Source organism: Mesorhizobium sp. WSM1386 (assembly GCF_055901595.1).
Genome location: NZ_CM148373.1, coordinates 3,530,074 through 3,555,230 on the forward strand (window position 1 = coordinate 3,530,074; position 25,157 = coordinate 3,555,230).

Genomic DNA, 25,157 nt, shown 5'->3' on the forward strand with positions numbered 1-25,157 from the left:
CGCCGACCCTCCCCACAAGGGGGAGGGTGAGATCACGCCACAATTGCGATCGCGGAGATCAAACCAAACAGCCCGATCAGCAGATAATCGGCGACGCGGTAGAGTTTCAGCGCTCGCCTGATGTCTAGACTGTCGGCTTCGCGGCGGCCGCCTTCGCCCATGAAGACGTCGTCGACCAGCACGCCGCCATAGCTGCGCGGGCCGGCGAGTGCCAGGCCAAGTGCGCCGGCCATCGCCGCTTCCGGCCAGCCGGCATTGGGCGAGCGGTGCTTTTTTGCGTCGCGCCGCACTGCTTGCCAGGCATTGTTCGGATCGGCTTCCTTGACCAGGAAGGCCGCCAGCACGATCAGCAGAGCGGTCAGCCGCGATGCCGGGAGGTTGATCCAGTCGTCGAAACGTGCGGCGGCCCAGCCGAAGGCTTCGTGACGGGGGGTGCGGTGGCCGATCATCGAATCGGCGGTGTTGGCGGCCTTGTAGGCGGCGGCGCCGGCGAGCCCGCCGATGCCGGTCCAGAAGGCGGGAGCGACGATGCCATCGGAAAAATTCTCGGCCAGGCTCTCGATCGCCGCACGGCAGACACCGGCCCTGTCCAGAGTTTCTGGATCGCGGCCGACGATGCGCGAGACGGCGACGCGGCCCATGGCGAGACCGCCTGAGTCCAGCGCATCGGCCACGGCCTCGACATGTTCGTAAAGGCTCTTCTGCGACAGGAACGATGTCGCCAGGAGCGCGGTGACGAACAGGCCCAGGGGGACGAACCAGAGCAGGACCTGCACGCAGAGCCCGATCACGGCCGGCACCAGCACGATAACCAGCAGCGCCTGGACACCGCGTTGACGACGCAGCGCGTCGGGATCAGTAGCGCGGTTGAGCCTTAGGTCGAGAAAGGATATCAGCCTGCCGAACCACGTCACTGGATGACCGATGGCGCGAAACAGCCAGTCCGGATAACCCAGAAAAAATTCGATGACCAATGACAGGAAAGCGATCAGGACTGACATGAAGCTTCTTGATGGAGCGGTGGACCATGGTGGAAGTCTTGGCCGGGCGAGGGTGCTTTTCCCCAACGCCGTACTGCCTTTCATCGACCTCTCGACCGGTATCAATCCGCACTCCTACCCGCTTTTCGATCTGCCCGCCACCTCGCTGTCGCGATTGCCGGAGGCCGCGCGCGGGCGCGAACTGACAGCAATCGCCGCCGGCACTTACGGTGCGCCGTCGCCAGCCCATGTCATGGCGGCACCGGGCACGCAGATCCTGCTGCCGCGCGTCGCAGCGCTGGTCAGGCCCGGCAAGGCTTTGGTGCTGGGACCGACCTACGCCGAACATGCCCGGGCAGCAACAATCGCGGGGCATCAGGTGAGCGAAGTCAGCGATTTTGCGACGCTGGCCGAGGCTGACCTTGCCATCATCGTCAATCCGAACAACCCGGACGGGCGCGTCAACGAGCGCGACCGGTTGCTGGCGCTGGCGGCGCAATTGCGCGCCAAGGGCGGGCTGCTGGTCGTCGACGAGGCGTTCATGGATGTCGGTCCGCGCGAACACAGTCTTGCCGGCGATGTCGAACAGGGTGGCATCGTTGTCTTGCGCTCGTTCGGCAAGTTCTTTGGCCTGGCCGGCCTGCGGCTCGGGTTTGCGCTTTCCGATGCGCCGACGGTGGAATTGCTGGAAACGCAGTTCGGACCATGGGCCGTCGCCGGCCCGGCGCTGGAATACGGCATTCGCGCGCTTGCCAATATCGGCTGGCAGGCGGATATGAGGGCTTCCCTCCTGAAGGCATCCGCGCGGCTGGACGCCCTGTTCGGCCGCTTCGGCGTTGCTGTCGGCGGCGGCACCACGCTGTTTCGCTATTTCAGCCTGGCGGATGCCGCCGGACTGTTTTCGGCACTTGGCGAGCACGGCATCCTGCTCCGGCATTTCTCCGACCGGCCGCATGTCCTGCGCGCCGGCCTGCCGGGAAGCGAGGAAGAGTGGCAGCGGCTCGAATCGGCTCTTGCCGGCTGGGCGATGCGGCGCGACGATGGCGTCAGGGAGATCGCGCGATGATCCATGTCTGTTCGCTGGCGAAGATCGAGGAAACGGTGGCCAGGACCGGCGCCGATCGTATGCTATCCTTGCTGACGGCGGGAACCGAGGTTGTTCGGCCGTCCTCGATATCGCGGGAAAACCACCTGCATCTGGTCATGCACGACATCGCGGTGGCGCAGGACGGCATGACCATGCCGGGCGAGGAGCATGTGCGCAGCCTGCTCGATTTCGCGCGCCGCTGGGACCGGGCAAAGCCGATCGTGGTGCATTGCTATGCCGGCATCAGCCGCTCGACGGCGTCTGCGTATGTCATCGCCGCCGCACTGGCGCCGAAACGCGACGAGGCCGAACTGGCACGGACGCTGCGCGCGCTGTCGCCCTCGGCCACACCCAACCCGCGGCTGATCGCGGTGGCCGATGTGCTGCTTGGCCGCAATGGCCGCATGATCGAGGCGATCGAATCGATCGGGCGCGGTGCGGATGCGTTCGAGGGCACGCCATTCGCGCTGAAGATCGACGTTTAGGCGGCTATTTCAGCCACTCGGCCAACTTCGCCTTGCGCACGTCCCTGAGCAGGCTGATGAAGCCATCGGCCTGATATTCAGCCGTCAGCCGGCCTTTTTCCGCCGTTGCGATGCTGGCGTCGCCGACCACGCCGTTCGGGTTGAGATCACTGGCGATCCAGGCGAAGGCGTGGGTGCCGGTGTGGCGCAGCAGCGAAAATTCCTGCTCGGCCTTGGCGACGTTGGAGACGAAATTGTCGGCCTTGCCCATGTCGACGAGATCCGGCCGGAAATGCAGCATCAGCGAGGTCTCGACATCGCCGCCATGAATGCCGTGGCGATCCTCGATCTCGGTGTACATGCCGGCCGGGCGGCCAAAACGCTGCCAGCTGGTCTTCACCGCCAGCATCTTCTCGCGCACCCGCAATTCGCGCGTGATGATGCCCATGATCTCTTCATTGCCGCCATGCGAGTTGACGACGATGAGCTTGCGCACACCGGCGCGCGCGATCGACAGGCCAAGCTCGGTCCAGGCTTCGACCAGCGTCGTTGCCGGCAGGGTAAGGGTGCCCGGCGCGTGCAGATGCTCGTTCGACTTGCCCACCGCCTGGACGGGCAGGATGCGGATGTCGAGATCGCCGGGCAGGCGCGAAATGACGGTGTCCAGCATGCCGTTCATGATCGAGGTGTCGGTCGACACAGGCAGATGCGGTCCATGCTGCTCGATCGCCGCCACCGGCAGCACTGCGATGGTCGCCTCGGGATCGATCGAAGCGTATTCGGTGGTCCGGTAGTCGCCCCACCACACGCGTCTTTTTGCAACGGTCATGTCATGCCTCTTCGATGAACCGGCCAGACCTAGCGCGGGATGGGCGGCCTGTCGATCACCCGGCCGCGATGGCTTCGATCTCGACCTTGAATTCGGGCCGCGCGAATCCGCTGACGATCATCAGCGTCGAGGCCGGTGCCGGGCTGGAAAACAGCCGGTCGCGGACGTCCATATAGGGCCGCAGATGCGCGCGGTCGGTCACATAGGTGTTGATGCGTACGATATCGCCGAGTCCAAGCCCCGCCTCGCCGAGGATCGCGGCGATGTTGCGGAAGCAGAGCTCGGCCTGGGCGCCGGCGTCTTCGGGTATCTGGTCATCCGCCGTGATCGCGACCTGGCCCGAGCATAGCACCAGCCGCTTGCCCGAGGGCACCTCGACGCCGTGGCTGTAGCGGGCAAAGGGTGGCTTGATCGACTTCGGGGTGAGGAATTTGAACATGGCAATCTCCTGGATACCGCCAGCGTAAGGCGGGATGCATTGCAGCATCAAGATGGCGGTGCATGTTGCCGGTGCGATTGTGGACAGGCGTTCAAAAAATAGGCACGATGCCTCCGGTGCAGCACGACCTTTCCGGCTTTCGCAGATGGCTGTGGTGCAGGCGGGCGGGTCCCGGCGCGTGACGCCGGTGGCATGTGTCTTGCTTCTTGAATCTTTGGTGTCGAGCCTGGCGCGTGTCGCGCCGGAGCAAACAAAGGGTGGTGTCGATGTACGCAAAACAGAAGATCTCGGTGGCGGTGGTGGCCTTGCTTGCCGCCGGCACGCTTGGGGCGGCGGCGAATGAAAAAGTCACCTTCGGCACCAACTGGTTGGCCGAGCCGGAACATGGCGGCTACTATCAGGCCGTGGCGGACGGCACCTATGCCGCCTGCGGCCTCGACGTCACCATCATGCAGGGCGGCCCGCAGGTCAGCGGCCGGCCGATGCTGCTGGCCGGCAAGATCGATTTCTACATGGGCGGCAACCTGCTGTCGGCCTTCGATGCCGTCCAGCAGGGCATCCCGATGCGCGTGGTGGCCGCAGACTTCCAGAAAGACCCGCAGGTCATCATGTCCCATCCCGGCGAGGGGCTCGACAAATGGGAGGATCTGAAGAACGCCGACCAGTACATCCTGGGCGACGAAGGCGTGCAGACCTTCTTCCAGTGGATGGTCACGGCGCTCGGCTTCGACGCCGCCAAGCGCGCGCCTTATACCTACAACACCGCTCCGTTCCTGGCCAACAAGAAGTCGATCCAGCAGGGCTACGTCACGTCGGAACCGTTCGCGGTCAAGAAGGAAGGCGGCTTCGTGCCGAACCAGTTCCTGCTCGCCGACTATGGCTGGGACACCTATTCGACGACGATCGAGGTGATGCAGGACACGATCGACAAGAAGCCGGAGGTGGTCCAGTGCTTCGTCGATGGCTCGGCCAAGGGCTGGTACAAATATCTCTACGGCGACAACAAGGCCGCCAACGACATGATCAAGAAAGACAATCCTGACATGAGCGACGAGCAGATTGCATTCTCGATCGAACAGATGAAGAAGTTCGGCCTTGCCGATTCCGGCGACACCGAGAAGCTCGGCATCGGCGCCATGACCGATGCGCGGATCAAGAGTTTTTACGACAAGATGGTCAAGGCCAAGGTTACGCCCGATGGCATCGACATCACGAAGGCCTATACGCTGGCCTTCGTCAACAAGGGCGTCGGGCTCGAGCTGAAGAAATAGGCCGGTCCCGGCAATGATAAAGGAAAAGGTGGCGCAAGCGCCGGCCTTGGTCACCGCTCCGACCTTGCTGGCGCTGCGTGGCGTCGGCAAGATCTTTTCCAACGGCGTGACTGCGTTGAGCGATGTCGACCTGACGATCCGGGAAGGCGATTTCCTCAGCCTGCTCGGACCGTCCGGCTGCGGCAAGTCGACGGCTCTGCGGCTGATCGCCGGCCTGTCGACGCCAACTTCCGGCGTGCTCGATTGGCGCGGCGGCGGCTCGCTCGACCGCGCCAACATCGGCTTCGTCTTCCAGGAGCCGACATTGCTGCCCTGGGCCAGCGTCTTCGACAATGTCTGGCTGCCGCTCAGGCTGAAAGGCATTTCCCGCGCCAAGGCGGCGCCGACGATAACGGAGATGCTGGCGCGGGTGCACCTGACCGGCTTCGAGGACGCGGTGCCGCGCGAATTGTCGGGCGGCATGAAGATGCGCGTCTCGATCGCGCGGGCAATGGTGACCAAGCCGCGCGTGCTTTTGATGGACGAGCCGTTCGCCGCGCTCGACGAGATCACGCGTTTCAAGCTCAACAACGACCTCCTGGAGCTGTGGCAGGACGAACGCTTCACCGTCGTCTTCGTCACCCACAGCGTTTTCGAAAGCGTGTTCCTTTCCAACCGGGTCGTCGTCATGGCGGCGCGGCCGGGCAGGGTGTTCAGCGAACTCGCCATCGACGCCTCCTATCCGCGCGACGAGGTGTTTCGGACCTCTCCAGACTACGCGGCCCTGTGTCGACAAGCCTCCGATGTGCTGGTCACTGCCATCAATTCAACAGCAGGCGCGCATCATGACGGCCATTGACGAGCTCAAACTCGATCCCGAGGAGGCGCGACGCGTGCGTCAGGAGCGGCTCGAGCGGATCGGCCGCTGGGTGTTGCCGCTGGCGATCATGATCCTGGCGATCTGGCTCTGGGACCGCATCTGCGTCTGGAACGGTATCCCGCAATATATCCTGCCGCGTCCAGGCGTGGTGCTGTGGACGCTCTATAGCGATGCCGGCCTCCTGTTCTCGTCGCTGCTGGTCACCTTGCGCATCACCTTCCTCAGCCTGGCCTTGGCCGTTATCGGCGGCGTCGGCCTGTCGGTGCTGTTCGCGCAGTCGAAATGGGTCGAGATGTCATTTTTCCCCTTCGCCATCGTGCTGCAGGTGACGCCGATCGTAGCGATCTTTCCGCTGATCAACATCTACGTGAACAACCAGACGACCAAGCTTCTGTTGTGCGCCTGGATCGTCGCCTTCTTCCCGATCCTGTCCAACACAACGCTCGGCCTCAACTCGGTCGACCGCAATCTGCGCGACCTGTTCAAGCTCAACGGCGCGACGCGCTGGCAGCAACTGCGCTATCTCAGGCTGCCGGCGGCGATGCCGTATTTCCTCGGCGGGCTGAAGATCGCCGGCGGCCTGTCGCTGATCGGCGCCGTGGTGGCCGAGTTCGTCGCCGGCGCCACCGGCCAGTCGTCGGGGCTTGCGTCGCGCATCATCGAGGCCGGTTACCGGCTCAACGCGCCGCGGCTATTCGCGGCGCTGTTCCTGATCTCGCTGACCGGCATCCTGATCTTCCTCGTGCTGTCGCTGATTTCGCATCTCATTCTGCGGCGCTGGCATGAGAGCGCACTGAAGCAAGAGCGGTAGGGTGTGTGACGTGATTGATATGTTGGTGCGAGGCGCCCCCCTCTGTCCTGCCGGACATCTCCCCCTCAAGTGGGGAGATTGGCCGCTGTCACGATCTTCGCCAATCTCCAACATTGAAAAGAATGAGCCGGCGCGGACGCTGCCAATCTCCCCCCTTGAGGGGGAGATGCCCGGCAGGGCAGAGGGGGGCAACGCTTGATACCAACCTTCGGCTCTTACCATCTCGCCAATGTTCGCCTTCATCGCTCACTGACGCCAGGACTTTCCGCGCCCTTCGATGCTGACGGCTTTGTGCTTGCCGATATCGCTGTTGCCGACGGCAAGATTTCCAGCATCACCGCGCATGGCCGATCCGCCGATGCCATCGATCTCGGTGGCCGCATCGTCCTGCCCTGTTTCGTCGACTGCCATACTCATATCGACAAAGGCCATATCTGGCCGCGCAAACCCAATCCCGACGGCACCTTCATGGGGGCGCTGAACGCCACCGGCGCCGACCGCACGGCCCGCTGGAGTGCCGAGGACGTGGCGCGCCGGATGGATTTCTCGCTGCGCTCGGCCTACGCGCATGGCACCAGGGCGCTGCGCACCCACATCGACAGCGTCGCGCCGCAGGAGGAGATCTCCTGGCCGGTGTTCGAGACGATGCGCGAGGCATGGCGCGGCCGCATCGAATTGCAGGGGGCCTGCCTGCTCGGCATCGAGGGCGTGCGCGACAGAAAATGGTTCGACAGGCTGGCGAAACGGGTTGCAGCGGCCAAAGGGGTGCTCGGCGTCGTCACCTATATGGTGCCGGACCTGGAAGAACTGCTCGACCAGGTCTTCGCGCAGGCGATCAAGCATGGCCTCGATCTCGATTTCCATGCCGACGAGACGGACGATGCCGCCGCGGTCTCGCTGAAGAAGATCGCCGAGGCGGCACTCTGGAACGGCTTCGAAGGCAATATTCTCGTCGGCCATTGCTGCTCGCTGGCCCGGCAGCCCGATCTCGAGGTGCTGGACACGCTGGACAAGGTGGCGAAGGCCGGGCTGGCTGTCGTCTCGCTGCCGATGTGCAATCTCTATCTCCAGGATCGGCGCCCCGATCAGACCACGCCGCGCTGGCGCGGCGTGACGCTGCTGCATGAGATGAAGGCGAGGGGCATTCCGGTCGCCGTCGCCTCCGACAACACGCGCGATCCGTTCTATGCCTATGGCGACCTCGACATGCTGGAGGTCTACCGCATGGCGACGCGCATCCTGCATTTCGATCATCCGGTCGCGGACTGGCCGCAAACCGTCAGCGCGACGCCGGCCAGCGTTATGCGGCTCGACGGGTTCGGCACGCTTGCCGCCGGCGGCGATGCCGACTTCATCCTGTTCAAAGGTAGGAGCTGGACCGAATTGCTGTCGCGGCCCGAATCGGATCGCATCGTCGTGCGCGGCGGGCGCGCGATCGACCGGCAGTTGCCCGACTATGCCGAACTCGACGGACTGATGGTGGAATGATGGACGTCTCGGGGCTCAAACGCGATCTCGAAGGCCTGAAGGTCGACGACAATCCGGCCATCGTCCAGCAGAAGAGCCGCGATTTCTACTGGTACAGCCCGGTGCTGAAGCGGCAGCTCTACCATGTCACCGGCGATCTCATCGTGACGCCGAGGAACGAGGCCGAACTGGTCCGCCTGCTGGCCGCCTGTTATCGGCATGGCGTACCGGTGACACCGCGCGGCAGCGGCACCGGCAATTACGGCCAGGCGATGCCGCTGTCGGGCGGCGTGGTGCTCAATCTTGCCGAGATGAACGAGATCAAGTCGATCGCGCCGGGCCGTGTCGTGACCGGACCCGGTGCGATCCTGGCCGATATCGACAAAGCGACGCGGGCGCATTCCGGCCAGGAGCTGCGGCTGTCGCCCTCCACCTACAACACTGCCTCGATCGGCGGCTTCATCGCCGGCGGCTCGGGCGGCGTCGGCTCGATCAATTTCGGCGGGTTGCGCGATTTCGGCAATGTGCTGCGCCTGCGCGTGGTGACCATGGAGGCCGAACCGAAGGCGCTCGAACTCACCGGCGAGGATCTGCACAAGGTGACCCACGCCTACGGCACCAACGGCATCATCACGGAAGTCGAGATGCCGCTGACCGCTGCCTATGAGTGGGTCGATGTCATCGTCGGCTTCGACAAGTTCATGGACGCGGCGCGCTATGGCAATGCGCTGGCCTGCCAGGACGGCATCCTGGCCAAGCTGATCACGCCGATCGCCGCGCCCGTGCCGCAGCTCTATTTCAAGCGGCACCAGAAATTCCTACGGGAAGGGCAGAGCATCTGCGTCGTCATGGTGGCGCGGCATGGGCTGGATGCTTTCCTCGCCTTCACCCGCCGCGCCGGCGGCGAGTTGATCTTCAATGCCGCGACGGCAACGCCGGAGGAGAAAAAGGGTCTGCCGCCGGCCTATGAGCTGGCCTGGAATCACACAACGCTGAGGGCGCTGCGGGTTGACCCTTCGATCACCTACCTGCAATCGCTCTATCCCTTTCCAAATCAGCTGGCGCTGGTCGAGAAAATGGACGCGATGTTCCCCGGCGAGGTGTTCTCGCATCTCGAGTTCGTGCGGCTGGACGGCAACATCACCTGTTTCGGCCTGCCGTTGGTAAAGTTCACCACCGAGGCGCGGCTCGACGGGATCATCCGCCTGCATGAGGATAATGGCTGCCCGATCTTCAACCCGCACCGCTACACGCTGGAAGAGGGCGGCATGAAGCAGACGGACGCGGTGCAGCTCGCCTTCAAGCGCGAGACCGACCCCCAGGGGCTGCTCAATCCCGGCAAGATGATCGCCTGGGAAAACCCGGATTATGACTACCGTTCGGGGCGAACCTTCCTTTTCAAGGGGCTGCAAAAGGCAGGGTGAGACGATGACCGGCGCATGGCGTTGTACCCCCCTCTGGCCTGCCGGCCATCTCCCCCTCAAGGGGGGAGATCAGACTGCCGCGTTGCTTTCGCCAATCATCAACGCCGCAGTTTGGTCGCACCACAAAAGCTGCCAATCTCCCCCCTTGAGGGGGAGATGCCCGGCAGGGCAGAGGGGGGCGCCTCGCGCTAACATAGGGGATGTTTCACCGTGAACATCCTCGTCCTCTACGCCCATCCGGTCGAGACCAGCTTCAATGCCGGACTGCACCGGATGATCGTCGAGCGGCTGACGGCGGCGGGTCATGCGGTCGATGACTGTGATCTCTACGCCGAGGATTTCGACCCGCGGCTGACGCACCAGGAGAGGCTGGATTATCACAATCGGCGCGGCCCCGAAGACCCGGCGGCGCCCTATGTCGAGCGCCTGTTGCGGGCCGATGCGCTGGTGCTTTCCTATCCGGTCTGGAACTACGGCTTCCCCGCGATCCTGAAAGGCTTCTTCGATCGCGTCTTCCTGCCCGGCGTGTCGTTCAAGCTGGTCGACGGCAAGGTGCAGCCGTCATTGCACAACATCAAGAAGGTCGCGGCCGTCACCACGTACGGCGGCAGCCGGTTTCGCGCCATGCTGATGGGCGATCCGCCGCGCAGGCTGATCAAGCGCATGCTGCGCGCCACCGTGAAACCCGGCGCGCCGGTGACCTATCTCGCGCATTACGCGATGAACCTGTCGACCGACGACAGCCGCAAGGCCTTCATGGCCAAGACCGCGGCCAGCATGGATGCCTTCTGATGCGCGCGCTGGTCGTCTATTGCCATCCGGTGCCGGAGAGTTTTTGCGCCGCGATCCGCGATGCCGCTGTCGAGGTGTTGACGCAAAGAGGCTGGGAGGTGCGGCTGCTCGACCTCTATGCCGAGAAATTCGACCCGGTGATGGGCTGCGAGGAGCGGCGCGGCTACAATGACCAGGCGCCGCGGGATCCGGCGTTGAAGCCGCATTTCGAGCTGCTCAACTGGGCCGAGGCGATCCTCTTCGTCTATCCGACCTGGTGGTACGGGCTGCCGGCCATGCTGAAAGGCTGGCTCGACCGGGTCTGGGCGACCGACGTCGCCTTCAAGCTGCCGGCGGGCAAGGGGCGGATCAAATCGCTGATGACGCATGTAACCAAGGTCGGCGTCATCACCACCTGCGGCGCGCCGACCTGGTGGAGTGTCGTCGTCGGCCAACCCGGGCGCAAAACCCTGCTGCGCGGCATGCGGGCGCTCTGCGCGACGCGCTGCAAGACGTTCTTCCTGGCGCATTATCTGATGGATGCCTCGACGCCACAATCGAGGACGGCGTTTCTGGCGAAGGTGCGGGCGAAGCTGGAAAGGTTTTGAGGAAATTAGCGTCCTTCTCCCCGTTCCACGGGAAGAAGATGCCGGCAGGCAGATGAGGGGCAGCGCGACTTTCGAATGCTGGCGCCGCCCCTCATCCGGCCTTCGGGCCACCTTCTCCCCGTGGAACGGGGCGAAGGAAGAGGGCGCTACATCTTTGTCCGCTCCGACTTCGGATCATACATCGGCTTCAACGACGCCTCTGCTGCAAAACGTTCGCCGGCGATCTCGATCTCGTAGGACGAGGCCAGCACATCGGCCTCGCTCTCGCCGGGGCAGGGCACATAGCCGAGCCCGATCGCACCGCCGAGATGATGGCCGTAATTGCCCGAGGTGATTGGGCCGACGATCTTGTCGTCGCGCAGGATCGCTTCATTGTGGAAGAGCAGCGGCTGCGGGTCTTTCAGGCGGAATTGGACGAGCCGGCGTGAGAGCCCGGCCTCCTTCTTGCGCAGCACCGCATCACGGCCGATGAAGTCGCCCTTGGCCGTCTTCACCGCGAAGCCGAGGCCTGCCTCCAGCACATGGTCCTCGTCGGTGATGTCGTGGCCGAAATGCCGGAAGGCCTTCTCGATGCGGCAGGAATCCAGCGTGTGCAGGCCGCAGAGTTTCAGTCCGACATCGGCACCGGCCTCCTCGATCGCCTCGAAGACATGGGCGGCCTGATCGGTCGAGACATAAAGCTCCCAGCCGAGTTCGCCGACATAGGTGACGCGGTGGGCGCGGGCGAGGCCCATGCCGACCTCGATCTCCTGGAACGTGCCGAACGGATTGTTCTCGTTGGAAAAATCGTTGGGGCTGACCTTCTGGATCAGCTTTCGGGCGTCCGGACCCATCAGGCAAAGCACGCTTTCGGCCGCGGTCACATCGGTGATGACGACGAATTCCTCGCCGACATGCCGTCGCAGCCAGGCGAGATCGCGTTGCAGTGTGGCGCCCGGCACAACCAGGAAGTAGGCGGTATCCGACAGGCGCGAGACCGTGAGATCGCTCTCGATGCCGCCGCGCTTGTTGAGCATCTGGGTGTAGACGATCTTGCCGGGCGCCACGTCCATGTCGTTGGCGCAGAGCCTTTGCAGAAAAGCGCAGGCGTCGCGGCCCTCGACGCGGATCTTGCCGAACGAGGTCATGTCGAACAGGCCGACCTTGTCGCGGATCGCAAGATGTTCCTCGCGCTGGTTGTCGAACCAGTTCTGCCGCTTCCAGGAATAGCGGTATTCGCGCTCCTGTCCCTCAGGGGCGAACCAGTTGGCCCGCTCCCAGCCCGCGACCTCGCCGAACACGGCGCCGCGCGCCTTCAGATGCTCGTGCAGGGGCGAGCGCCTGATGTTGCGCGATGTCGCCATCTGGCGATAGGGGAAGTGATCGGCGTAGAGCAGGCCGAGCGTTTCGGAGACCCGCTCCTTCAAGTAGCGTCGGTTCTTCTGGAACGGCTGGGCACGGCGGATGTCGACTTCCCACAGGTCGAACGGTGCTTCGCCGTCGTTGATCCACTGCGCCAGCGCCATGCCGGCGCCACCGGAAGAGACGATGCCGATCGAATTGTAGCCGGTCGCCATCCAATAGCCCCGCAGTTCCGGCGCCTCGCCGAGATAATAGCGGTCGTCGGGAGTGAAACTCTCGGGGCCATTGAAGAAGGTGTGGATGCCGGCGGTGGCCAGCATCGGCATGCGGTTGACGCCCATTTCGAGGATGGGTTCGAAATGGTCCATGTCCTCGGGAAGCTGGTCGAAGCAGAAATCCTCGCGGATGCCGTCCATTCCCCAGGGCTTTGCCACCGGCTCGAAGGCGCCGAGCATCATCTTGCCGGCGTCCTCCTTGTAATAGGCGCACTCGTCCGGCACGCGCAGCACCGGCAGGCGGCCGAGACCGGGGATGGGTTCGGTGACAAGGTAAAAATGCTCGCAGGCGTGCAGCGGGATGGTGACGCCGTTCTGGGCGCCCAGTTCGCGCGCCCACATGCCGGCGCAGTTGACGACGATGTCGGCCTCGATCATGCCCGTTTCGTCACCTTGCGCCCAGGATACGCCGGTGACGCGGCCGGCCCTGGTGTGGACTTTTGTCACCTTCACATTCTCGACGATGGTGGCGCCGCGCTGGCGAGCGCCCTTGGCCAACGCCATGGCGATGTTGGCCGGGTCGCACTGGCCGTCGAGCGGCAGATGGACGGCGCCGACGACGTCGGACACGTTGAGATGCGGATACATCTCCTTGACTTCGCTGGGCGAAATCTCGCGCACGTCGACATCGAAGGCGCGGGCCAGCGAGGCCTGTCGATAGATCTCGTGCTTGCGCTCCTCGGTCAGCGCCACGGTGATCGAGCCGACCTGGCGCATGCCGGTTCCGACCTCGGTCTCGGCTTCCAGCTTGACATAGAGGTCGGCCGAATATTTCGCCAGCCGCGTCATGTTCTGCGAGCCGCGCAACTGGCCGATCAGGCCAGCGGCGTGCCATGTCGTACCCGACGTCAACTGCTTGCGCTCGAGCAGCACGATGTCGGTCCAGCCGAGCTTGGCAAGGTGATAGGCGACCGAACAGCCGGAGACGCCGCCGCCGATGATGACCGCCCTTGCCTTGGCAGGGATGGCCTTGGTGGCGATGGTCGTCATGCGGCCTCGCGGCGATAGCTGGAAGCAAAACGGCGCAGCCGCAGCGCTGCTTCCCGCAGCACGGGCTCAGGCTGGCAGAGGCTGATGCGGATGTGGCCGGCGGCGGCCTCGCCGAAGCTGGAGCCGGGCATCACGCCGACATTCTCCTTGTCGAGCAAGGCCCAGGCGAATTTCTCGTCGTCGGGTTCGACATTGGATATGTCGAGCATGACATACATGCCGCCTTCTGAACCGCGCACGGTGACATCGTTCATGCCGCGAACGGCCTCGATGAAGACGGTGCGGCGCGCCGCGTAGCGCTCGGCGATGTCCTTGACGCCATAGCGGTTCTCCAGCGCCTCTGCGCAAGCGATCGAGATGAAGGCCGGCAGGCCGTAGGTCGTCACCAGGTTGAGGTTGATCAGCAGCGTGATCATCTCGCTGGGACCGGTCAGCCAGCCCATGCGCCAGCCGGTCATGCCATGGCTCTTGGACATGGAATTGATGACCAGCGTGCGCTCGGCCATACCGGGCAGCGAGCGCGGCGAGACGTGCTCGCCGCCGCCGAGCGTCCAGTAGACCTCGTCCGACAGCAGCCAGAGGTCGTGCTCGCGGCAAATCTCGGCCAGCTGTTCCAACCGTTCGCGCGAATAGACGGCGCCTGTCGGGTTGTTCGGCGTGTTGATCAGGATGGCGCGCGTGTTGGGCCTGATCGCCGCGCGGATCATGTCGGCGCGGGGCTGGAAGCCATCCTCGGCCGGCGTCTCGACGACGGTGAAACTGGCGCCGGCGGCGCTGAACGTGTTGGGATAGGTGGCGTAGTAGGGCGCCACGACGATGGCGTGGTCGCCCTGGTCGAGCACGGCCTGCACCGCTGCGTAAAGGGCGGCCTGGCCGCCCGGTGTGGCGATCACCTGATCCGGCACCGTCTCGACGCCAGTGCAGGCGCTCGAGGCCGCCGCCATCGCCTTGCGCAGGCGCGGCAGGCCGGGCAGCGGGGTATAGTGGTGATTGCTGCCGCGAACCGCGGTCACGCAGGCTTCGATCGTTTCCGAGGGCGTGTCGAAATCATGATCGCCGACCGACAGCATGATGATGTCTTCGCCAGCTTCCTTGCGTGTCCAGGCGGCGAAATGAACCTCCCAGCCATCCTTGCCGGACGAGACGATACCGGAAATGCGCGATGATGGTCTTGGCATTATTGAACTCCCGAAATCTCATAGCCGGCCTGCTCGAGCCGGTCGCGCAGGGCGGCGATATGCGGCGGCCCGACTTCGCAGCAGCCGCCGACGATAGTAGCGCCGGCTTCGACCCAGCCGATCGCCTGGTCGGCGTAGGCGTCCGGGCCAAGGTCATGGCGGGCGTGCAGCACATCCACCGTGCCACCGTGCTTCAGCGCTTCGGTGGAGGTGAAGCCATTGGCATAGGCGCCGACCGGGCCGCCGAGGTCGATCAGTTCAGGCAAGGCGGCGCCGATCGCTTCCGGCCGGCAGCAATTGAGCAGCCGCGCTGCGACGGTCAGGCCATCAAGCGCGCTGGACGCGCCGGCTATCCTCTCGCCGCTGCGCAAGCGCGGCGCGCCATGGTCGGCAAGTGTCCATGATACCCACACGGGCTTGCCGCTTTCCGATGCAGCGGTGACGGCCGCGCGCGCTTCGTCGGACGAGGCCATCGTCTCGCACAAGAACAGATCGACGCCATCCGCCTGCTCGGCAACGATGCGGCGGTAGATGTCGAGCGTCTCCTGATAGGAAATGGTCAGCGCCGGGGCGTAGCTGCCGAAAAGCGGTGACAGGCAGCCGGCGATCGTCGCATCGCCGGCTTCATCGCGGGCCTGCCTGGCCAATTCGATGCCGCGCTTCTGCAGCGGCTTGAACAGGTCTTCGGCACCCTCGCGCGCCAGGCGTTCGGGCGTCGCCGAATAGGTGTTGATGGTGATGACGCGCGCGCCGGCGCGGATGAATTCCGCGTGCAGGCCGCGCACGAGGTCCGGTTCGTCGATCAGCACCCTGGCCGACCACAACGGCGTCGGCTCGGACTTGCTGCGCCGCACCAGTTCCTGGCCCATGCCGCCATCGGTGAGAATGACCGTCTTCATACGCGCAGCCTCTCGTTCTTCGGATCCCACAGGGGTTCGTCCTTTTGCACGATCGCCTTGAAGCGATCGCCGAAGATTTCGACTTCGACGGCGGTGCCGGGTTCGGTCAAATCGGCGCGCAGCATGCCGAGCGCGATCGATTTGTCGATGCGATGGCCCCAGCCGCCGGATGTAGTCTCGCCGACGATCTGGCCATCGTGCCACAGCGTCGACATGTAGGGTGCGTCGCAATCGCCGGGGCTTTCGACGACCAGCGTGACGAAGCGCTTCTTCACGCCTTGCTGCTTCTCGTTCTGCAGTGCGGCCTTGCCACGGAAGTCGGGCTTTTCCCATTTGACGAAGCGCTCAAGCCCGCCCTGCAGGATGGAATAGTCGGTCGACAGGTCACCCTTCCAGGTGCGGTAGCCTTTTTCGAGCCTGAGCGAATCCAGCGCGTACATGCCGAACGGTTTCAGCCCATGGTTTTGTCCTGCCGCGCAGAGGGCGTCGAAGATGGCGGCGGTGTCGTCGACCCTGGTGTGGATTTCCCAGCCGAGTTCGCCGGCGAAGGAGACGCGCACGAGCTTCGCCCAGCGGCCGGCGATCTTGGTTTCCTGATGCGTCAGCCATGGCAGCGTCAGGTCGGCGTCGCAAACTTCAGCGAGAATTTTTCGCGAATTGGGTCCGGCCAGGATCTGGGTGGAGAATTCCTCGGTACGGTCGATCAGCTTGAAGGTCGCGTCTTCAGGCATGCGCGATTTCAGCCACTCGAAATCGTGCCACTGCGCGACCGCCGCCGTGATCAGCGTCATCAGATTTTCCTCGTGGCGCACCACGGACATTTCGGTGACGATGCGGCCCTTGTCGTCGGCGAAATAGACGAGGCCGATGCGGCCGGGTTTCGGCACCAGCCCGGTGACCTGCAGACCGAGCCATTCTGCCGCTCCCGGCCCATCGAGGTTGAAGCGCGAGAACCCAGGCAGGTCGAGGATGCCGGCGGCGTCTCGCACGGCGAGGCACTCTTCGCGCACGCGATGCTGCCACGGCCCGTCGCGGCGGAAGGTCAGCGTGGCTTCCTCGGAGATGTCGTCGCCGTCCTGCGCGTACCATGTGGCGCGCTCCCAGCCATTATAAGCGTCGAAGCGGGCACCCAGCGCCTTGATGCGATCGTGGATCGGCGACAGCTTGCGATCGCGCCCTTCGGGCCACGCATAGCGTGGAAACTGGATGGCGTATTCGTTGCCATAGATTTCCATGCCCTTGGCGACGCAATAGTCCGGTGCCGAAGCGAAAGAGGTGAAGCGGCGCGGATCGCACGACCACATGTCCCATTCGGTCTGGCCTTGCGTGACCCATTCGGCGAGCACCTTGCCGGCGCCGCCGCCCTGGGCAATGCCGAAGGTGAAGACGCAGGCTTCGAAGGCATTGGGAACGCCTGGCATCGGGCCGATCAGCGGGTTGCCGTCCGGCGCGTAGGGGATCGGTCCGTTGATGACCTTGGACAGGCCGGCGGTGCCCAGGATCGGCACGCGGGCGACGGCATCGGCCAGATAATGTTCCAGCCGGTCGAGATCGTCGGGGAAGAGCTGGAAGGAGAAATCGTCCGGCATCGGATCGTTGTGATCAGCCCAATGCGCGCGGCAATTGCGCTCATAGGGGCCGAGATTCATGCCGGCCTTTTCTTGGCGCAGATAGTAGGACGTGTCGACATCGCGCAGCAGCGGCAGCTTCTTGCCCTGTTCCTTGGACCATGCGGCGAGTTCGGGGATTTCCTCGAACAGGATGTATTGGTGGCTCATCACCATCATCGGCACCTCGCGCCCGAACATCCGGCCCACTTCGGCGGCGCGGTAACCGGCGGCATTGACGACGATTTCGCAACGGATATCGCCTTGCGCCGTGGCGACCACCCATTCGTCGTTCTCACGGCGGACGCCGGTGACGGGGCAGAAACGGATGATCTTGGCACCCATGTCGCGCGCGCCCTTGGCCAGCGCCTGGGTCAACTGCGCCGGGTCGATGTCGCCGTCGCTCGGATCATAGAGCGCACCCTTCAAATCATGCGTTTCGATAAAGGGATAGCGGCGCTTGATCTCGTCGACGCCGACCACGTCGATGTCCATGCCCTGATAGCGGCCCATGCCCTTGGCGCGCTGGAACTCCTGCATGCGCTCCTTCGAATGGGCGAGGCGCAGCGAGCCGGTGACGTGATAGTTCATGGGGTAGTCGACCGCGTCGGCCAGGCCCCGGTAAAGCTCGGTCGAATAGCGCTGCATGTTCATCAGCGACCAGGACGAGGAGAACGTCGGCACATTGCCGGCCGCGTGCCACGTCGAACCGGAGGTCAGCTCGTTCTTCTCCAGGAGCACGCAGTCGGTCCAGCCAGCCTTGGCGAGATGATAGAGCGCGGAAGTGCCGACCACGCCACCTCCGATGATCACCACGCGCGCCGTGCTCGGCAAACCCGCCATGTTCTTCTCCCAACTTGAAACTTAATAGACCGGTGGCGAAACCACCCAGATGACAACCGCCGGCTCGGTGCCTGGATTGCGCCAGCGATAGGGCTTGCCTTCGAAGCGGAAGGAATCGCCTTCGCCGAGCCGATGCCAGACACCCGCTATCTCGATCTCGAAAATGCCCGAGGCGATATAGCCGGCCTCCTCGGTCGGCCGCAGCTGCTCGGTCTTCATCTCCGCGCCCGCCGCGAAGATCGAGCGCACCATTTCAAAACTACCACTGAGATCGGGCGACAGGAGTTCTTCCACCAGGCCGGATTCGCTGGTGCCAAGCGAGCGGCGCCTGCCGGCACGCACCACCACGCCGCGCTCGCTCTCGACAGGCACCTCATGGCTGAAGAATAGGCTGATCGGCACGCCGAACAATTCGGCGAAAGCCCTGAGGTCGCCGACCGATGGCGTCGAGAGGCCACGTTCGACCTGGCTGACCCAGCCAACCGAACGGCCGAGTTTCAGCGCGATCTCGGCCAGCGTCAGCCCGCGAACGCGGCGCAAGGCTCTGATGTCGCTGGCCAGCACGCGTTCGTCGGACCCCTGCAGTGTTCGTGCGGTCGTCGGCGGCAAAACACTCTTCATGAAAATTCCCATCCGAATTTCAGGAGAAATCAAGCTCATGAAAAAATCAAGTAGATTTTCACCAATGCTCAAGATTTGCTTGCAGGACTTTGACGGTTCATGCAAAGGCTCCGCCGCGAGCGGCGAGTGGGGACGTCCGATCGCGATAGCTAAGGGACGGCCCATGCTGGAAAAGAAGGCTCGAATCGCGGTTGAGGCCGAGATCGTCGACGACGCGATCCTATCGCGCCGTTCGGTGCGTGCATTTTTGCCCGACATGATCGACGACGAGACGATCCGGGACATACTGACGGTTGCGGCACGTGCTCCATCCGGCACCAACATGCAGCCATGGCGGGTCTACGTCACCAAGGGCGAGACCAAGCAACAGATATCGGATGCCATCCTGAATTCCGGCATCCGCGCCGAGAAGGCCGACTGGGACGAGTACCGCTACTATCCCACGCAGTTCTTCGAACCGTATCTCACCCGCCGACGCGCCAACGGGTTCGGCCTTTATGGCGCGCTCGGGATCGGTCGCCGCGAGGTCGACAAGATGCGTGCCCAGCACGACCGCAACTTCGTCTTCTTCGACGCGCCGGTCGGCATGATCTTCACCATCGACCGCCGGCTCAACCAGGGCTCGTGGATCGATTACGGCATGTTCCTGCAGAACATCATGGTGGCGGCACGGGGCAGGGGTCTGCACACGTGCCCGCAGGCGGCCTTCGCGCCCTATCACCGGCAGATCCGGCCCGTGCTCAACATTCCCGACGAGGAGATCGTCGTCTGCGGCATGGCGCTGGGCTATGAAGACATTTCCAAGCCCGAAAACGCCTTCCGCACCGACCGCGTGCCGCTCGAGGAATGGGTTACGTTCAGCGAATAGGCGGCCGCGACGGGCTGCGGCACTATTCCGTATTCATCTGCGCGCCATGACCGCTGACATGGGCGCCGTCCTGTGGCGTCAGCTTGAGATAGGCTGATAGTGCGCAGAGCGTGATGACGCCCTCGATCGCGAACAGAATCCGGAAATCGCCGGTCACGGCAGGCCCGCCGCTGGCAAGGAACGACAGCATGGCCGCCGCAAGGCCGACGCTGATCGCCACCGCCAACTGCCAGAGGATGTAATAGAGCGCGCTGAAGCGGGCGAGTTGGTCGGGAGCGATGTCGGAATAGGCGAGGTTTCCGGTCGAGGCCCATTGCACCGAGCGGAAGACGCCGAAAACGAAGATGTAGCCAAGCACGATCCAGACCGGCGTCGCCGCCTGCATCAGGGCGAAGCCCGCAACCATCGCGGCGACGATCGGCGTGTTGACGACCAGCACGCGGCGGAAGCCGAAGCGGTTGAGGACGCGCGGCATGAAGAAACGCATGACCACGGAGCCGAGCGCGGCAACGAAGGTCAGCGATCCCGCCTGCACCGCGCTCATGCCGAAGCCGAGCTGGAACATCAGCGGCAGCAGGAAGGCGACGGAACTGAGGCCGATCGTGTCCAGGCCGCCGCCGGTGAGAAACGAGATGCGGAAGGTGCGGATGCGCAGCAGCTTGAGGTCGAGCAGGGGATTGGGCACGCGCAGGCAGTAGAGCGAGGCGATCGACACGATGATGACCGCCAGCACCAGTTCGCCGGCAATCATGCCGCCGGCGGCATCCTTGGCGGCAAGCGAGTCCATGCCGAAGACAAGCAGGATCATGCCGCTGCCGACCAGCAGAAAGCCGGGAAAATCGAACCGCGTGCGAACGGGCTTGGTCACCGTCGGGAACAGCGAGGCGGCAAGGATCGCCGCCGCCAGGGCGAACGGCACATTGATGAAGAAAATCCAGCGCCAGGAGATGTAGGTGGTCAGCGCGCCGCCGACGAGCGGGCCGACCAATGGCCCGGACTGGCTGGCCAGCGAAATGTACATGTTGATCTTGAGCGTGCGGCTGCGCGGAAAGCTCGACAGGATGACGACCTGGCCGAGCGTGCCCATCAGCGCACCGCCGAAGCCTTGCAGCGCGCGGGCGCCGACCAGTGTCCAGATATCATCGGACAGTCCACACAAGGCCGATGAGGCGGCGAACACAAGCAGGGCAAAGCAGTAGACGTTGCGCAGGCCGAAGCGGTCGGCGGCCCAGCCGCCGAGCGGCATGGAGATGATCAGGCTGGCGACATAGACAGTGATCAGCAGGCCGAGCTGGCTCGGTGGACGACCGAGGCTTTCGCCGATGCCGGGCAGTGCCGTCACCACGACATTCTGGTCGAGGCTGGTCATGAAAACGCCGCAGGCGACCGTCAGCGGCAGCAGGAGCAAGGCTCGGGCCGACACATCGGCGCGATCCGTGGCGCCGGCGGATAGTTCTGCGGTCATGGGTATGTTCGAACCAAACGAATGCGCCGACTCTTGAAGACGGGATTTTTATGCCCCTCGGACCGGTTGGGCGGCCGTTTTTTTCCACCATGGACGCCCGGGGCAGGATTCTCTAGCGGCAGAACCGGCTGGCGTTGATGCCAGAAGCAATTGCTCTATTGCACCTCGTAGCCGACTTCCTCGCTGGCATGGCAGAGCGCCTTCCAGAACGAGCGGGCGAACGAGCGAAAGACGTAGATGTCGAACTCGTCGGCGCCGGTGCGCTGGATCTGGGCGAAGACATCGTGATGTGCGGTCGAGCGGCCGGCGCCTATGGGAAAAGCCGGCAGCGCGAAGTCGATGGCGAAGAATTTCGCCAGCACCCATTCGGCTTTCGGCCCGGCGATGCGGATCGCGGTGCGGCCATGCGACAGGTCCGTCACCGTGCCGATAGCCGGTGTCACCGCCTTGGCGAAGGCGGCGGCCAGGCCTTCGGCCTCGTCGGCCACGGTGAATTTTCCCGGCGCGAAGCCGAACACCGACTTCACGCCGTCGCTCAGGCCGCCGCCGGCACCGTCGGGCAACGCAAGGCCGGTGACCGTGCGGATGGCAGCGATCAGCTTCTTCTCCTCGCCTGGCCATGCCGCGAGCTGCACGATCGAGCCCGGCCTTGTCTCGGTCAGGAGGATCTCGACGCCGTGCTCGAAATTGCCGTGCGAGCCGACATGAAACGCCGGCTCAAGGGGAGATTTGCGCTCAACCATGCATGCGGGTCCCTTCCGGATCGTAGAAATGGTTGGAGACGATCTCGACCGGTCCGAAGCGATTGCGTAGCGGATCGGAGACATGGGCACGCGTGCCGTGCCTTGCCTTGCCGCCCTTGACCAGCGCCAGCGCGATATGCTTGCCGAGCGCCGGTGAGTAGCAGCAGGCGGTGATGTGGCCGATCGAGCCGTGCGGATTGGCTTCGTCAACCTCCTCGACGATGTGCGCACCGCCGTTGAGCGGCCGGTTGTCCAGCGCGATCAGGCCGACTAGTTCCAGCCGGTCGGCCGCGATCAGGCCTTCGCGGTCCATCATGGCCGAGCCGATGAAGGGCTTCTTCTTCGACAGCATCCAGTCTAGATGCAGATCGCGCGCCGTGGTGCGGCCGTCGATCTCGGCGCCGGTGACATGGCCCTTTTCGATGCGCATCGTGCCCAGCGCCTCGAGCCCGTAGGTGACTAGCTCGAACGGCTTGCCGGCCTCGATCAGCGCTTCCCAGACATGCGTGCCATGGCCGGCGCCGCAATAGACCTCGAAGGCCATTTCGCCGGAGAAGGACAGCCGGCAGATCATCACCGGGACGCCGGCGATCTCGCCACGCACGATGCCCATGAAGGGCAGCGTCGCATTGTCGACGGCGGTGCCGGTGACGCAAGCCGCAAGGATCTGCCTGGCCTTCGGCCCGCCGATCGCGGCGCCAGCCCATTCATCGGTCACCGAGGTGACGTGCACTTTCAGCTCCGGCCAGACCACGTCGAGGAAATATTCCAGATGCTGCATCACCTTGCCGGCATTGGCCGTGGTGGTGGTCATCAGGAAATCCTGCTCGGCAAGCCGCCAGGTGGTGCCGTCGTCGAAGGCAAAGCCGTCCTCGCGCAGCATCAGCCCGTAGCGCGCCTTGCCGACGGCGAGCGTCGAAAACATGTTGGTATAGACGCGGTCGAGGAAAGCGGCTGCATCGGGACCTTGCACGGCGATCTTGCCCAGCGTCGAGACATCGACGATGCCGGCGCTTTCGCGCGTCGCCTTGGCTTCGCGTACATAGGCCTGCTCGACCGTCTCGCCGGCATGGCCGTAGATCATCGGCCGGTACCAGAGGCCGGCGGAATACATCGTCGCGCCGTTGGCGAGGTGCCAGTCATGCATCGGCGTCAGCCGTTCAGGCTTCAGGTCGCCGAAACGCTCGGCCGCCAGCGAGCCGATCGACACCGGCGCGAAGGGCGGCCGGAAGCGTGTCGTGCCGACTTCCGGGATAGGCTTGCCGAGCGCCTCGGCCATGATGGCGAGCCCGGGGACGTTGGAGCTCTTGCCCTGGTCGGTGGCCATGCCAAGCGTGGTGTAGCGCTTGAGGTGCTCGACCGAGACGAAGCCTTCGCGATGCGCAAGCCGCACATCCTCCGCTGTCACGTCGTGTTGGAAATCGACGAAGCCCTTGCCCTTGGCCCTGATCTCGAAAACCGGCGCCGGATCGGGATCGCCAGGTGCGGCTCCAACGGTGGGCAACGCCGGCGGCGTGGCTGTTCCACCGGCCGCCGTGAACCCGGCAGCGCGGCCTTCGGCGATGGCTTCGGCCGTCGAAAAACTGCCGGTAAAGGCGCCGGCACCAATCCATTGCTGTGTTGGCCATTGTTGTGTCGGCCCCTTCTGTGTGGGCTTCGGCGGCAGGAAGGCCTGCCGGGCTGCGTTCCATTCCGCCCTGGCGCCGGCCTGGCTGGCGAGATGGATGGTCGGCGACCAGCCGCCCGACATCAGCAGGCAGTCGGCATGGATCGAGCGCGCATCGTCGCTCAGCGTGCCCGTGACCATGTCGAAACGCTGAACCTTGATGCCCGAGAGCGCCTTGCCGCCTTCGGTGGCGACGACGGCATGGCCCGTCAACAGCTCGGCCTCGGCTTCCGCGGCGAGCTTGCGCATCTCGGCCGAAAGCTCGGACCTGACGTCGGCGATGGCGATGATCGCGGCGCCCGCTTTCTTTAAGGCGACCGCCGCGCGATAGGCGCTGTCATTGTTGGTGAACAGCGCGACCCGTTCGCCCGGCAGCACGCCGAACTCATTGGCATAGCGCTCGGCCGCATGCGCCAGCATGACGCCCGGCCTGTCATTGCCAGGGAAGACAAGCGGCCGTTCGAAGGAACCCGTGGCCAGCACGACGGACCTGGCGCGGATCGCCCAGTAGCGATGGCGCGGCTCGCCCTTGGCGGGCTGCTCCTTGTGGTCGCTGACCCGTTCGAGCGCGGCAAGCGTGTTGTTGTCGTAGTAACCCCAGACGGTGGTGCGCGGTAGAAGCCGGACATTGTCGCGGCCTGCGAGCTGGGCGACGGTGCGCCGCGCCCAATCGGCGGCGGGCGCGCCATCGATGATTTCATCGGACCAGTTGGCCGAACCGCCGAGACGCGGCTCGAGATCGGCCAGCATGACACGGGCGCCCTGATCGGCGGCTGCCTTGGCGGCCATCAGGCCGGCAGGGCCGGAGCCGACCACCAGCACGTCGCAAAAGGCGTTCATGCGTTCGTAGCGGGCCGGGTCCTTCGCCGATCCGGCGCTGCCGAGGCCGGCGGCACGGCGGATGAAGTGCTCGCAGAACATCCAGAAGCGCGTGCCCTTGAGCGGGCCGACCACCGGTCCCATGAAGGTCTTGTAGTAGAAGCCGGCCGACAGGATCTTGCCGCCGAGCTGGTTGACGGCGTGGATGTCCCAGGCGAGCGAGGGGAAGCGGTTCTGGCTGACGGCGACGAGGCCGTCATGGATCTCGACCATGGTGGCCGGGATGTTGGGCTCGCGCACCTCGCCCTTCAGCACCGTCACCAGCGCGTTGGGCTCCTCGACGCCAGCGGTCAGCAGGCCGCGCGGGCGGTGGTACTTGAACGAACGCCCGAAAAGCGTGACGCCCTTGGCCAGCAGCGCGGAAGCCAGCGTGTCGCCGGCATGGCCCGTATAGGCAACGCCGTCGAAGGTGAAACGGATGGTCTTCAGCCGGTCGATGCGGCCGCCCGTGTCGGTGCGGCGCGGGCTCATGCCTTGTCCTCCGTCTTGCGGCGGGCAGCCGAACCGTGGTCGCCGCGCACGAAGGCGACACTCGAAATCTCATGTGTCAGCGTGTTGCGGACGACCCGCAGATGCGCGCGGCAAGCGCCGGAATGCTGCCAGATCTCATTGTGGTCGCCGGCCGGGTTCAGCCGGTCGTAGACATAGGCGTTCCACGCCTCGAAATTCTGCGAGGCGGGATCGGGGCGTTCGCGGTTGCCATCACCCTGGTAGGTGAATTCGATGACGTCGCGCGGGCCGCAATAAGGGCAGGTGATCAACATTCAATTCT

Annotated in this window: 22 protein-coding genes; 10 read left to right on the forward strand and 12 right to left on the reverse strand. The window is 64.5% G+C overall.

Annotation, left to right across the window (positions count from 1 at the left end; all coding sequences use genetic code 11):
* Window positions 1-32: 32 nt before the first annotated feature.
* Complete coding sequence (cbiB, locus tag AC0NIH_RS17340) at window positions 33-1,001, reverse strand: adenosylcobinamide-phosphate synthase CbiB (RefSeq protein WP_287272510.1); 969 nt, start codon at window positions 999-1,001, stop codon at window positions 33-35.
* Here cbiB and cobD point away from each other — a divergent pair.
* On the forward strand, window positions 1,000-2,046 hold the full coding sequence (cobD, locus tag AC0NIH_RS17345) for a threonine-phosphate decarboxylase CobD (RefSeq protein WP_473461830.1): 1,047 nt from the start codon (window positions 1,000-1,002) through the stop codon (window positions 2,044-2,046). The two genes, cbiB and cobD, sit on opposite strands and share 2 nt — an antisense overlap.
* Window positions 2,043-2,552, forward strand: a complete 510-nt coding sequence (locus tag AC0NIH_RS17350; RefSeq protein WP_287272508.1) for a tyrosine phosphatase family protein — start codon at window positions 2,043-2,045, stop codon at window positions 2,550-2,552. Before cobD ends, AC0NIH_RS17350 begins: the two co-directional genes overlap by 4 nt.
* A gap of 4 nt (window positions 2,553-2,556) precedes the next feature.
* Here AC0NIH_RS17350 and AC0NIH_RS17355 read toward each other — a convergent pair whose 3' ends face one another.
* Both AC0NIH_RS17355 and AC0NIH_RS17360 read right to left on the reverse strand, forming a co-directional pair.
* The gene (locus AC0NIH_RS17355; protein WP_287272507.1) at window positions 2,557-3,360 is read right to left on the reverse strand and encodes a creatininase family protein; all 804 of its coding nucleotides are present in this window, start codon (window positions 3,358-3,360) and stop codon (window positions 2,557-2,559) included.
* Window positions 3,361-3,415: 55 nt separating this feature from the next.
* Entirely contained in the window at window positions 3,416-3,799 is a 384-nt protein-coding gene (locus AC0NIH_RS17360) for a RidA family protein (RefSeq protein ID WP_473461827.1), read from the reverse strand.
* Window positions 3,800-4,065: 266 nt separating this feature from the next.
* On the opposite strand from AC0NIH_RS17360, the gene AC0NIH_RS17365 reads away from it, so the two are divergent.
* The 7 genes from AC0NIH_RS17365 (at window position 4,066) to AC0NIH_RS17395 (ending at window position 11,010) form a co-directional block, all read left to right on the forward strand.
* Entirely contained in the window at window positions 4,066-5,070 is a 1,005-nt protein-coding gene (locus AC0NIH_RS17365) for an ABC transporter substrate-binding protein (protein ID WP_023763352.1), read from the forward strand.
* A 13-nt stretch (window positions 5,071-5,083) separates the two neighbouring features.
* A complete protein-coding gene (locus AC0NIH_RS17370) occupies window positions 5,084-5,908 on the forward strand; it encodes an ABC transporter ATP-binding protein (protein ID WP_473461823.1) in 825 nt (274 codons plus the stop codon).
* On the forward strand, window positions 5,895-6,740 hold the full coding sequence (locus tag AC0NIH_RS17375; RefSeq protein WP_023779213.1) for an ABC transporter permease: 846 nt from the start codon (window positions 5,895-5,897) through the stop codon (window positions 6,738-6,740). Before AC0NIH_RS17370 ends, AC0NIH_RS17375 begins: the two co-directional genes overlap by 14 nt.
* 195 nt (window positions 6,741-6,935) lie before the next feature.
* Entirely contained in the window at window positions 6,936-8,228 is a 1,293-nt protein-coding gene (locus AC0NIH_RS17380) for a cytosine deaminase (RefSeq protein WP_473461820.1), read from the forward strand.
* Window positions 8,228-9,631 carry an FAD-binding oxidoreductase gene (locus AC0NIH_RS17385; protein ID WP_473462186.1) on the forward strand — a complete coding sequence of 468 codons (1,404 nt, stop codon included), beginning with the start codon at window positions 8,228-8,230 and terminating at the stop codon, window positions 9,629-9,631. The genes AC0NIH_RS17380 and AC0NIH_RS17385 overlap by 1 nt, the downstream gene beginning before the upstream one ends.
* A 210-nt stretch (window positions 9,632-9,841) precedes the next feature.
* Window positions 9,842-10,423, forward strand: a complete 582-nt coding sequence (locus AC0NIH_RS17390; protein ID WP_023780453.1) for an NAD(P)H-dependent oxidoreductase — start codon at window positions 9,842-9,844, stop codon at window positions 10,421-10,423.
* Complete coding sequence (locus AC0NIH_RS17395) at window positions 10,423-11,010, forward strand: NAD(P)H-dependent oxidoreductase (RefSeq protein WP_473461818.1); 588 nt, start codon at window positions 10,423-10,425, stop codon at window positions 11,008-11,010. The genes AC0NIH_RS17390 and AC0NIH_RS17395 overlap by 1 nt, the downstream gene beginning before the upstream one ends.
* Before the next feature lie 146 nt (window positions 11,011-11,156).
* Here the strand turns inward: AC0NIH_RS17395 and AC0NIH_RS17400 are convergent, their stop codons facing one another.
* The 5 genes from AC0NIH_RS17400 to AC0NIH_RS17420 are packed head-to-tail and all read right to left on the reverse strand — an operon-like array spanning window position 11,157 to window position 18,764.
* Window positions 11,157-13,616, reverse strand: a complete 2,460-nt coding sequence (locus tag AC0NIH_RS17400; protein ID WP_473461816.1) for a GcvT family protein — start codon at window positions 13,614-13,616, stop codon at window positions 11,157-11,159.
* Window positions 13,613-14,794, reverse strand: a complete 1,182-nt coding sequence (locus AC0NIH_RS17405; RefSeq protein ID WP_473461813.1) for a pyridoxal phosphate-dependent aminotransferase — start codon at window positions 14,792-14,794, stop codon at window positions 13,613-13,615. The genes AC0NIH_RS17400 and AC0NIH_RS17405 overlap by 4 nt, the downstream gene beginning before the upstream one ends.
* Window positions 14,794-15,693, reverse strand: coding sequence for a homocysteine S-methyltransferase family protein (locus tag AC0NIH_RS17410; protein ID WP_473461810.1), 900 nt, complete (start codon window positions 15,691-15,693; stop codon window positions 14,794-14,796). Before AC0NIH_RS17410 ends, AC0NIH_RS17405 begins: the two co-directional genes overlap by 1 nt.
* Window positions 15,690-18,143 carry a GcvT family protein gene (locus tag AC0NIH_RS17415; protein ID WP_473461807.1) on the reverse strand — a complete coding sequence of 818 codons (2,454 nt, stop codon included), beginning with the start codon at window positions 18,141-18,143 and terminating at the stop codon, window positions 15,690-15,692. The genes AC0NIH_RS17410 and AC0NIH_RS17415 overlap by 4 nt, the downstream gene beginning before the upstream one ends.
* A 21-nt stretch (window positions 18,144-18,164) precedes the next feature.
* The gene (locus AC0NIH_RS17420) at window positions 18,165-18,764 is read right to left on the reverse strand and encodes a helix-turn-helix domain-containing protein (protein WP_198028397.1); all 600 of its coding nucleotides are present in this window, start codon (window positions 18,762-18,764) and stop codon (window positions 18,165-18,167) included.
* A gap of 163 nt (window positions 18,765-18,927) precedes the next feature.
* Here AC0NIH_RS17420 and AC0NIH_RS17425 point away from each other — a divergent pair, with 163 nt between their 5' ends.
* Window positions 18,928-19,632: a nitroreductase gene (locus AC0NIH_RS17425; RefSeq protein WP_473461804.1), complete on the forward strand. Its 705-nt coding sequence runs from the start codon at window positions 18,928-18,930 to the stop codon at window positions 19,630-19,632.
* Between the two features lie 22 nt (window positions 19,633-19,654).
* Here AC0NIH_RS17425 and AC0NIH_RS17430 read toward each other — a convergent pair whose 3' ends face one another.
* The 4 genes from AC0NIH_RS17430 to AC0NIH_RS17445 all read right to left on the reverse strand — a co-directional run bounded on the left by AC0NIH_RS17430 (window position 19,655) and on the right by AC0NIH_RS17445 (window position 25,149).
* Window positions 19,655-21,097: an MFS transporter gene (locus AC0NIH_RS17430; protein WP_473461802.1), complete on the reverse strand. Its 1,443-nt coding sequence runs from the start codon at window positions 21,095-21,097 to the stop codon at window positions 19,655-19,657.
* Between the two features lie 155 nt (window positions 21,098-21,252).
* Complete coding sequence (locus AC0NIH_RS17435) at window positions 21,253-21,840, reverse strand: sarcosine oxidase subunit gamma (RefSeq protein ID WP_023763366.1); 588 nt, start codon at window positions 21,838-21,840, stop codon at window positions 21,253-21,255.
* The gene (locus AC0NIH_RS17440; protein WP_473461799.1) at window positions 21,833-24,856 is read right to left on the reverse strand and encodes a sarcosine oxidase subunit alpha; all 3,024 of its coding nucleotides are present in this window, start codon (window positions 24,854-24,856) and stop codon (window positions 21,833-21,835) included. Before AC0NIH_RS17440 ends, AC0NIH_RS17435 begins: the two co-directional genes overlap by 8 nt.
* Window positions 24,853-25,149, reverse strand: coding sequence for a sarcosine oxidase subunit delta (locus AC0NIH_RS17445; protein WP_023763368.1), 297 nt, complete (start codon window positions 25,147-25,149; stop codon window positions 24,853-24,855). Before AC0NIH_RS17445 ends, AC0NIH_RS17440 begins: the two co-directional genes overlap by 4 nt.
* Between the last annotated feature and the right edge of the window lie 8 nt (window positions 25,150-25,157).

Bases quoted from the DNA above. Each gene is read 5' to 3' on its own strand.
- cobD (WP_473461830.1), top strand. From the start codon at position 1,000: ATGAAGCTTCTTGATGGAGCGGTGGACCATGGTGGAAGTCTTGGCCGG.
- cbiB (WP_287272510.1), bottom strand. From the start codon at position 1,001: ATGTCAGTCCTGATCGCTTTCCTGTCATTGGTCATCGAATTTTTTCTG.
- AC0NIH_RS17350 (WP_287272508.1), top strand. From the start codon at position 2,043: ATGATCCATGTCTGTTCGCTGGCGAAGATCGAGGAAACGGTGGCCAGG.
- AC0NIH_RS17355 (WP_287272507.1), bottom strand. From the start codon at position 3,360: ATGACCGTTGCAAAAAGACGCGTGTGGTGGGGCGACTACCGGACCACC.
- AC0NIH_RS17360 (WP_473461827.1), bottom strand. From the start codon at position 3,799: ATGTTCAAATTCCTCACCCCGAAGTCGATCAAGCCACCCTTTGCCCGC.
- AC0NIH_RS17365 (WP_023763352.1), top strand. From the start codon at position 4,066: ATGTACGCAAAACAGAAGATCTCGGTGGCGGTGGTGGCCTTGCTTGCC.
- AC0NIH_RS17370 (WP_473461823.1), top strand. From the start codon at position 5,084: ATGATAAAGGAAAAGGTGGCGCAAGCGCCGGCCTTGGTCACCGCTCCG.
- AC0NIH_RS17375 (WP_023779213.1), top strand. From the start codon at position 5,895: ATGACGGCCATTGACGAGCTCAAACTCGATCCCGAGGAGGCGCGACGC.
- AC0NIH_RS17385 (WP_473462186.1), top strand. From the start codon at position 8,228: ATGGACGTCTCGGGGCTCAAACGCGATCTCGAAGGCCTGAAGGTCGAC.
- AC0NIH_RS17395 (WP_473461818.1), top strand. From the start codon at position 10,423: ATGCGCGCGCTGGTCGTCTATTGCCATCCGGTGCCGGAGAGTTTTTGC.
- AC0NIH_RS17400 (WP_473461816.1), bottom strand. From the start codon at position 13,616: ATGACGACCATCGCCACCAAGGCCATCCCTGCCAAGGCAAGGGCGGTC.
- AC0NIH_RS17405 (WP_473461813.1), bottom strand. From the start codon at position 14,794: ATGCCAAGACCATCATCGCGCATTTCCGGTATCGTCTCGTCCGGCAAG.
- AC0NIH_RS17410 (WP_473461810.1), bottom strand. From the start codon at position 15,693: ATGAAGACGGTCATTCTCACCGATGGCGGCATGGGCCAGGAACTGGTG.
- AC0NIH_RS17415 (WP_473461807.1), bottom strand. From the start codon at position 18,143: ATGGCGGGTTTGCCGAGCACGGCGCGCGTGGTGATCATCGGAGGTGGC.
- AC0NIH_RS17420 (WP_198028397.1), bottom strand. From the start codon at position 18,764: ATGAAGAGTGTTTTGCCGCCGACGACCGCACGAACACTGCAGGGGTCC.
- AC0NIH_RS17425 (WP_473461804.1), top strand. From the start codon at position 18,928: ATGCTGGAAAAGAAGGCTCGAATCGCGGTTGAGGCCGAGATCGTCGAC.
- AC0NIH_RS17430 (WP_473461802.1), bottom strand. From the start codon at position 21,097: ATGACCGCAGAACTATCCGCCGGCGCCACGGATCGCGCCGATGTGTCG.
- AC0NIH_RS17435 (WP_023763366.1), bottom strand. From the start codon at position 21,840: ATGGTTGAGCGCAAATCTCCCCTTGAGCCGGCGTTTCATGTCGGCTCG.
- AC0NIH_RS17440 (WP_473461799.1), bottom strand. From the start codon at position 24,856: ATGAGCCCGCGCCGCACCGACACGGGCGGCCGCATCGACCGGCTGAAG.
- AC0NIH_RS17445 (WP_023763368.1), bottom strand. From the start codon at position 25,149: ATGTTGATCACCTGCCCTTATTGCGGCCCGCGCGACGTCATCGAATTC.